9 protein-coding genes are annotated in these 8,152 nt (G+C 62.2%); all 9 read right to left on the reverse strand.

The genetic code is table 11. The features are described from left to right. Positions 1–246 precede the first annotated feature (246 nt). Positions 247–1,221, reverse strand: a complete 975-nt coding sequence (gene rpoS, locus BTW08_RS15075) for an RNA polymerase sigma factor RpoS (RefSeq protein WP_075563342.1) — start codon at positions 1,219–1,221, stop codon at positions 247–249. Positions 1,222–1,683: 462 nt separating this feature from the next. Continuing rightward, the gene (locus BTW08_RS15080; RefSeq protein WP_075563343.1) at positions 1,684–2,844 is read right to left on the reverse strand and encodes a peptidoglycan DD-metalloendopeptidase family protein; all 1,161 of its coding nucleotides are present in this window, start codon (positions 2,842–2,844) and stop codon (positions 1,684–1,686) included. Positions 2,845–2,916: 72 nt separating this feature from the next. Next, positions 2,917–3,837, reverse strand: coding sequence for a DUF368 domain-containing protein (locus BTW08_RS15085; RefSeq protein WP_075563344.1), 921 nt, complete (start codon positions 3,835–3,837; stop codon positions 2,917–2,919). Then, positions 3,834–4,469: a protein-L-isoaspartate(D-aspartate) O-methyltransferase gene (locus tag BTW08_RS15090; protein WP_246837765.1), complete on the reverse strand. Its 636-nt coding sequence runs from the start codon at positions 4,467–4,469 to the stop codon at positions 3,834–3,836. The genes BTW08_RS15085 and BTW08_RS15090 overlap by 4 nt, the downstream gene beginning before the upstream one ends. Positions 4,470–4,488: 19 nt before the next feature. Next, entirely contained in the window at positions 4,489–5,241 is a 753-nt protein-coding gene (gene surE / locus BTW08_RS15095; RefSeq protein WP_075563346.1) for a 5'/3'-nucleotidase SurE, read from the reverse strand. Positions 5,242–5,394: 153 nt separating this feature from the next. Then, positions 5,395–6,477: a tRNA pseudouridine(13) synthase TruD gene (locus BTW08_RS15100; RefSeq protein WP_083627911.1), complete on the reverse strand. Its 1,083-nt coding sequence runs from the start codon at positions 6,475–6,477 to the stop codon at positions 5,395–5,397. Then, positions 6,478–6,963, reverse strand: a complete 486-nt coding sequence (gene ispF, locus BTW08_RS15105; protein WP_075563347.1) for a 2-C-methyl-D-erythritol 2,4-cyclodiphosphate synthase — start codon at positions 6,961–6,963, stop codon at positions 6,478–6,480. Next, complete coding sequence (gene ispD / locus BTW08_RS15110) at positions 6,960–7,709, reverse strand: 2-C-methyl-D-erythritol 4-phosphate cytidylyltransferase (RefSeq protein WP_075563348.1); 750 nt, start codon at positions 7,707–7,709, stop codon at positions 6,960–6,962. The genes ispF and ispD overlap by 4 nt, the downstream gene beginning before the upstream one ends. Then, on the reverse strand, positions 7,706–8,152 hold a 447-nt coding region (gene ftsB, locus BTW08_RS15115; protein ID WP_246837766.1), incomplete at its 5' end, for a cell division protein FtsB. The genes ftsB and ispD, both read right to left, overlap by 4 nt.

The raw sequence follows: 8,152 nt of genomic DNA on the forward strand, positions 1-8,152 counted from the left end.
GCATGCGCAGGCAATCGAGATTGCCGGGCATCGCCCAGAGACCCAATCATGGCTGTTTTTCTGGCGGACTCGAGACGCCGATGGTCATCGACGTCATCCGGATCACACAACAAACGACCGAGGCGTCGGCAAACTCGCTGACGCCTCGGTTCGAGGTTTACATACAATGCCGCATGTATGCGATCGGATCAATAGCGGGGCCGGCCTTCACCGGCATTTGCGCATTTGTTGCTGCCCGATCACCTACTACTCGAAGATCGAATCCATCGACAGGCCCTGCTTTTCCAGCATCCGGCGCAGCTTCTTGAGCGCCTCGACCTGAATCTGACGAACCCGCTCCCGGGTCAATCCGATCTCCTCGCCCACTTCCTCGAGAGTGGCAGCCTCATGTCCGCGCAGACCGAAACGGCGCAGCACCACTTCGCGCTGCTTGTCGCTGAGTTCCACCAGCCATTCGTCGACGTGCTGCTTGACGTCGTCATCGACCAGATTGGACTCCGGGCCATCCTCGTTTTCGTCGGCGATGGTGTCGATCAGCGGCTTGTCGCTCTCGGCCCCCATCGGATAATCGACCGAGGAGACGCGCTCGTTGAGCCCGAGCATCCGCTTGACGGTGCCCACCGGCTTGTCGAGAAATTCGGCGATCTCTTCAGCGGTTGCCTCGTGATCCAGCTTCTGGGTCAACTCACGCGCCGCGCGCAAATAGACGTTGAGCTCCTTGACCACATGAATCGGCAGACGGATCGTTCGCGTCTGATTCATCAATGCCCGCTCGATGGTCTGACGAATCCACCAGGTGGCGTAGGTCGAGAAGCGAAAGCCGCGCTCCGGATCGAATTTCTCGACGGCACGGATCAATCCCAGATTGCCCTCTTCGATCAGATCGAGCAGCGACAGTCCACGGTTGAGATAACGTCGAGCGATCTTGACCACCAGCCGCAGATTGGATTCGATCATGCGTTGACGGCCCGCCGGGTCTCCTTTCTGAGCGAGCCGGCCGTAATGTACTTCCTCTTCGGGTGTCAGCAGCGGCGAAAAACCGATCTCGTTAAGATAGATCTGCGTCGCGTCGAGGCTGTGGTGGTAGGAATTTTCTTCACGGTTCAACGCCTTCTCGAAAGCGCTTTCATCATCCTTGCGACCCGTGTCGTCGTTATCGACTTCTGTGGCATCGACACCTTCGAGCTCAACATCCTGAATTTCCCGTTCAAGCATGCTCATGTCCACTACCCCCAATCTTGGCTACCTGAGTACCTCGCCATGGCAATCCTGCCGTATGGCGACCGCGTATTCCTTGCAGTTTTAAACCTTCCCTAGTTATTGATATCGGCCCATCTATTGGCTGGCCCTATTACTGGCTGGCCCTATTACTGGCTGGCCCTATTACTGGCTGGCACTGGCTGGCTCCGTTATTGACCGGGCCTGTCTCGGTCCGGCATCTCGGCCCGCCTCGAGCCACCGAACTCATGCCTCGCATGATCTTGGCTTCGAACCTCAACCGTCTCGATTGGCACAGCCCTTGAATGACACAGCCCTTGAATAACATCGCCCTCGAACCGCGCTCGACGCCTTCCCGAATAGGGAACTACGTCAAGTTCAGGGAATCGGATGCGTGCCATTCAGTGTGAGTTCAGCAGGCGACTCGCCAGGAGTCGCCAGCCATCCATGGCGCCGATGTCGTGATCAGCGCGCAGGCAGGTATTTGAGTGGGTCCTGAGGTTGTCCGTTCACGCGAACCTCGAAATGTAGCTCGACCTGGTCAGCATCCGTCTGGCCCATGGTGGCTATCGTCTCTCCGGTCTCGACAACATCGTTTTCCTTAACCTTCAACGAGTCGTTGTGCGCGTAGGCGCTCAAGAAGCGATCATTGTGCTTGAGGATGATGAGGTTGCCATATCCCCGCACACCGTCGCCGGCATACACCACAATCCCTGGCCCAGCCGCTTTGACAGGTTGCCCCTTTTGCCCGGCAATATCAATGCCGGGGGTTATGTTCGAATCGCCATCGAACTTACCCACCACCTGCCCACTCGTCGGCCACTGCCACGGCACGTTCTCGACCGGTTTGTAAGTTCTGTCGGAACGGTCCGGTGCTCCGCTGGGCTCGCCTGCCACCTCCGTGCCTGCGTCGTTGCCGGCAGCCGTTTTCGTACTTCCCCGATTGATGGAAGCAGAAGAAGATGACGAACCGGTGTCAGCCGGCACAGCGGCAGAAGATTGCTGTGATCGACCACTCTGAGAAGCGCCGGCATTGCCGCCCGCGCTCGCCGCCGACGAACCTTGCTGAGAGGCGTTTTGGGACCCATTTTGAGCGACAGTTCGAGATTGGCCTTGGGAATCTCCTTGGCCACCGCTGTCGGAACCAGTCGGCGCCGAAGACGATGCGACATTCGTTGCCTGACCGCTACTCGACGTCCCACCCGAGCTGGGCGTCTCGCCATCCGATGGCAACAGCCAGGAGGGATTGTCGCCCTCCGCCGCTGCGGATTGCGTCGAACCCGAGGCATCGAGCCCGGTTGCGGTCACGCCGCCACTGCTGGCCACCGTCTGCGCATTGCTGACACTGGCACCTGATTTCAGCTTCAACTGTTGCCCCGGTTCCAGACGATAAGGGGGCGAAATGCCGTTGAGCTGGGCCAGATCGCGGAAATCCACTCGATTTTGCCAGGCGATCCCGTAAATGGTGTCTCCGCCTTTGACCGTATAGGTCGAATTCGTCTCGCTGTTGCGGCTGACGGAAAGATCCTGCACCTGAGGCCGGCCGCTCGATGTCGTGCAGGCATTGAGCCCGATGACGACGACGGGGAGGAGCCCCAGTAACAGTGCAGTACGACGCTTACTCATAGAAAAATTCCTTTTTCGTCACGAAAAGCCGAGAGTGCCCACGAAAAAATCGAGAGTGATTAACGAGACGCCTCATGTCGCGGCCTCCTTGCGCTCTCCCAGACACATTACCACCACGACGCCGAAGACGATCAACGCCGTCGCCACGATCCACTGAGAGGGTTGCCCGGTAATCGCGGCGTATTCCGACGGCGCCAGATACTGGTAGGCCAAGGCTATCTGTTGGCCATCGCCGGCCATCCGGTAACTGGCGATCTGGCGCCAAGGCCATAGTTGAGGCAGCGAACCCAGAATAAAACCGACGATCGCCATCAGGGTGATCGCGTGATAACGACGCAACAGCCACGACAGGAGCCGGGAAAAGGTGAAAAGGCCCAGTAAACAGCCCGCACCGAAGATCGCGATCAGTCCGAGATCGAAGCTCTTGATACCGTTCATCACGGTGCCGTAGAGCCCCATGACCAGCAGCAGGAAGCTGCCCGACACCCCCGGCAGCAGCATCGCGCTGATCGCGATGGCCCCGGCCACGAACAAGGTCGCGCTACCTGCCTGGCTCATGTCGGGCAACAGATGCGGCAGGAATGCCGCCACCAGCAGCCCCAGCAGCACCGGTAGCAGATAGCGCCAGCGCCAGTGGCCCACCTGGCGCACAACCACCCAGGCCGAGGCCAACACCAGTCCGAAGAAGAACGCGTTGAGCAAGAGCTCATGATGCGCCATCAACCAGGTCACCAGATGCGCGACCGTCACCAGACTGATGACGATTCCCAGCACCAGTGGAATCAGAAAACGCAGATTGAGATGATTGACCAATCCGGCGAAGCCCTGTTGACGCCAGACGCCGAAAGCGCCCGGCCCGAAACGTTTGATGGTCTCGATCAACTCCTCATAGATACCCACGATCAAGGCGATGGTGCCGCCCGAGACCCCTGGCACGGCATCCGCCGCACCCATGCCCATGCCTTTCAATACAGTCGACGCAATGCGCTTCAACGGATGACTCCCTCAAGCAATGGTACGAAACGCACCTCTTCGAGACGCTGATGATCGAATACCGGCCCGCGCCGGCGAACTCGGGTCAGCCACTGGCGGCCCTCGCTATCCGCCAGCGGCGCGATCAGTACGCCGCCGTCGCGCAGCTGAGTCAGCAGCGGCGGTGGCAGCTCACTGGCGCAGGCCGTCAACAGGATGACATCGAACGGCGCTGCCTGGGGCCAGCCCATGGCGCCATCAGCATGGCGCAGGTTGACGTTGTGCGCGCCGAGTCGAACGAGACGTTGGCGGGCCCGGGACTGCAACGCCGCAATGCGTTCGACGCTCCAGACGCTCTTCACCAGACGCGACAGAATCAGCGTCTGGTAGCCAGATCCGGTGCCGATCTCCAGCACCCGCTGCGGCTCGGCCAGCGCCACCAGCTCGCTCATTCGGGCCACGATCCAGGGTTGAGACAGCGTCTGCCCCAGTCCCAGCGGCAACGAAGTGTCTTCGTAGGCACGGTGCGCCAGCGCCTCGTCCAGAAACAGGTGCCGCGGTTCCGCTGCCAGCACCTCCAGCACCCGGGCATGACGAATCCCCCCAGCCGCCAGACGTTCGACCATGCGATTGCGCGTTCGTTGCGACGTCATGCCGACGCCGTTCAATTCCTCAGACGTGTGACAGTCCATCCAGCCAGCCCTGTACATCGTTCAGCGTCTCGTGACGGGTCAGATCGGTATGCAGCGGCGTGATCGAGACGAAACCGGCCTCGATGGCCGCGAAATCGGTATCCGGACCATCGTCGGCATTTTCCGAAACCGCGGCGATCCAGTAGCGGTCGCGCCCGCGCGGATCCTTGACGTGGATCGGCTGCGAAGCCGGACCGCGATACCCCAGGCGAGTCACCCGGAATCCGCGAATTTCGCTCCAGGGAAGATCCGGCACGTTGACGTTGAGCAGACTGCGCGGCGGCAGCGACAGGTTTTCCGCCGCGCCCACCAGGCTGGCCGCGACGCGACCGGCAGTGTCGAAGTGGCGTTGACCGCAAAGGGAAATCGCGATTGCCGCCATGCCCAGATTGCGCCCTTCCATGGCTGCCGCCACCGTGCCGGAATAGAGCACGTCGTCACCCAGGTTGCCGCCGTGATTGATGCCGGAGATCACGAGGTCGGGCTTCTCTTCCCATACGCCGTTGACGCCGAGATAGACGCAGTCCGCCGGCGTGCCGTCGACGCTGTAGAAACCGTCGTCGAGCGACGTCAACGCCAATGGCCGCGTCAGCGTCAGCGAGTTGCTGGCGCCGCTCATGTCGCGATCCGGTGCCACTACCCGCAGTCGGGTGTGGCCTTCAAGAGCTTGAGCTAACGCTCTCAACCCCGGGGCATGAACACCGTCGTCATTGGACAACAACAGTCTGCGCATCTCCTATCCTCCTGATTGATCGTCAATGCGGCTTGTCCCGAACCAGACGACTGCCCCGAATCGACAGCTTCGGATGAAAGTCCTGAACGACAGCTCTGAACCCCAGTCCTGAACAACAGTCCTGGACGACAGCCTTGAACAACAGTCCTGCCATCAGATCAACGTCGAATGCCGAAACAGCTCCCGCAGCACCGAGGTAGCAAACGCCCCTCGCGGCAGGGTAAATGAGAGCCACACCGAATCGCCCTGCGGGGTCCAGTCAGCGTCCTTGAGACGCAGCCGCAACGGCCGTCTGTCGTGGCGCACGCCGGCTTGCACCAGCCCCTTGCTCAGCTCGGCAAAATCCGTCGCGATCGCCGTTTCTCGCTCGGCGACCTGGGCGGTGCTATCCAGGCGCCCATCGCCCCAAAGCGGCCCGGTGGGATGTAGATCGCCGGCCTCGGCCCTGGCCAATAGGTCCTGATCGACTGTCGCGCTCGCGAAACGGCTGGCTGTGCCTTCCAGATTCAGCACATCGCCGGGCTGCGGAACGCACCAGGTGCCATCGGCGACACGAGCCGACAACACCGCATTGAAAAGATAGCTGCGCGCGGTAGAAAGCAGTAGCCCTTGGGGATCCTGGCGCTTGCGCCAGCCGCGAGCCAGCAGTTGCCGGGCGCGATGCAGGTTGCGGCCCTCGGGGCCGAAGCGCTGGGGGCCGAAATAATTGGGCACGCCGCCGCTCACCAACCGATCCCAGCGTTCACGCGTGGCGCCTGACACGGCCGCCTCGCCGCTGATCCTCAAATGGAAGCGGTTGGCCCGGTGGACGCCACGTTTCAGTTTGCGCGGATGACGCACCGCTTCCAGGCAGGTCACGCCGCGCTCGGCCAGCCCGGCATCCCAGTCGGCCGGCGGCTCGCGACCGGGCAAGGCCAGCGAGAACCATTGTCGCGTCACCGCATTGCGGTCCTTGAGGCCGCTATACCCCACATCCCGCACCGGAATGTCGACCGCCCGCGCGAGCAGCCGCGCCAGATCCGGCGTGGTCAATCCACGTTTTTCCAGCCACAGCCACCAGTGTTCGCCCTGCCCTTCCGGCGCGAAATCGAACTGCTCCTCGACCAGGAAGTCCTCCGCGCGTTGACGGTACTCCCCGGCAGCAGCCGGCAGGCCCGCGGCATGGTGCCAGTTCGGAGGCCAGTATTCCGTCGATGGCGGTATCGGCTCGTTTGATGGAGGCTCGCGCTCACTCATTCAACCGCCGCCGCTGATAAGTAATACGACCGCCTCGGCGGCAATGCCTTCGCCGCGTCCGGTAAAGCCGAGCCGTTCGGTCGTCGTCGCCTTGACGTTGACCGCGCCCAGCTCGACACCGATATCGGCGGCGATCGTCTCGCGCATGTGCGGAATCGACTCGGCCATGCGCGGCGCCTGCGCCATCAACGTGGCATCGAGATTGCCGATCCGATAGCCGGCATCGTTCACCAGTCCCACGACGTGGCGCAGCAGCGCCCGGCTGTCCGCCCCTTTCCAGGCCGGATCGGTATCCGGGAAATGACGGCCGATGTCGCCCAGTGCGCAGGCGCCCAGCAGCGCGTCACTGACCGCGTGCAACAGCACGTCGCCGTCGGAATGCGCGACGAAGCCATGCTCGAACGGCAGCCGGACGCCGCCGATCATCAGATGATCGCCCTCGCCGAAACGGTGGACATCGAAACCGTGACCGATTCTGAAACTCATGCTTCGACTCCTTGATCGGTAGCGGTCGACGCCGATTCTGCCGCCAGTTCCGACGCTGATTCTGTCTGGACCGCGAGAATCCGTGCCGCCATGGCAAGATCCTCGGGATGAGTAATCTTGAGATTGTCGCGACTGCCCGCCACCAGCCGAGGCGAAAGCCCCATGGCCTCGATCGCCGAGGCTTCGTCGGTCACTGCCATGCCGGTAGCCAACGCCGCATCGAGTGCCTGGCGCAGCAGATCGAAGCGGAAAACCTGAGGCGTCAGCGCGTGCCAGAGACCTTCACGGGGCTCGGTATGGCTGACGCGGCCACGCTCGTCCGCACGCTTCATGGTGTCGGCGGCCGGTGTCGCCAGCAGTGCGCCGATCGCCTCGTCCTCGAGCGCAGCGCGCAGGGCCTGCAGATCTTCGATCCTGACGCAGGGTCGTGCCGCATCGTGCACCAGCACCCAGTCATCTGCAGCCGCCTGTTCCTCCAGTGTCGCCAACGCCCGGGCTACCGTGTCGGCGCGCTCATCGCCACCACCGACACGCAGCCAATCCTCGAAGGGCACATCCCGGGGGTCGAAACGGTCGTCGTCGGGATCGAGGCAGAGCCGCAGGACGGCGTCGGGGAAGGCCTGATGCAGGCGCTCGAGCGTGCGTGCCAGCACGCTTCTGCCCTGCAACGAGAGATACTGTTTGGGCCGGTCGGCCTGCATGCGCTGGCCGCGGCCGGCGGCGGGTACGATCAACCACAGGGTCATCGCTGCACTACCCCCGTACTGGCGGCCGGGCCATCCTTGGGATCAGCAACACCGGGCACCCAGAAGAACTGTTCGTCCTGGCGAACCATGCCGATGTCACTGCGTGCCCGCTCCTCGATGGCATCGAGACCGTTCTTGAGATCGACGACCTCGGCTGCGAGCCGGTCATTGCGGGCCTGAAGCGTGTCGGTATCACCTTCGAGAGCGTCGGCGCGCGCCTGGATGTCGTTGAATTCCCGAATACCGCCCTCGCCGAACCACAGCCGATACTGCATCAGCCCCAGCATGACAACCAATACCACAATGACCCATTTCCACATCGCCAAGGCTTCCGATCGGCACGATTCGTTCGTACGGTTGATTTCGCGCGGTTCAATTGACGCCATTCGTCTCGAACGGTCCGCTTCGAACCCGTCGTTGCGGGCACCGCGCCCTAGGCAGGG

It is taken from the genome of Salinicola sp. MH3R3-1 (assembly GCF_001937155.1).
Taxonomy (GTDB): domain Bacteria; phylum Pseudomonadota; class Gammaproteobacteria; order Pseudomonadales; family Halomonadaceae; genus Salinicola; species Salinicola halophyticus.

What these genes read in the sequence shown, in the direction of transcription:
- BTW08_RS15100 (WP_083627911.1), bottom strand. Translation starts at nt 6,477, where the DNA reads ATGAGTGAGCGCGAGCCTCCATCAAACGAGCCGATACCGCCATCGACG.
- ispD (WP_075563348.1), bottom strand. Translation starts at nt 7,709, where the DNA reads ATGACCCTGTGGTTGATCGTACCCGCCGCCGGCCGCGGCCAGCGCATG.
- surE (WP_075563346.1), bottom strand. Translation starts at nt 5,241, where the DNA reads ATGCGCAGACTGTTGTTGTCCAATGACGACGGTGTTCATGCCCCGGGG.
- ispF (WP_075563347.1), bottom strand. Translation starts at nt 6,963, where the DNA reads ATGAGTTTCAGAATCGGTCACGGTTTCGATGTCCACCGTTTCGGCGAG.
- rpoS (WP_075563342.1), bottom strand. Translation starts at nt 1,221, where the DNA reads ATGAGCATGCTTGAACGGGAAATTCAGGATGTTGAGCTCGAAGGTGTC.
- BTW08_RS15080 (WP_075563343.1), bottom strand. Translation starts at nt 2,844, where the DNA reads ATGAGTAAGCGTCGTACTGCACTGTTACTGGGGCTCCTCCCCGTCGTC.
- BTW08_RS15090 (WP_246837765.1), bottom strand. Translation starts at nt 4,469, where the DNA reads ATGACGTCGCAACGAACGCGCAATCGCATGGTCGAACGTCTGGCGGCT.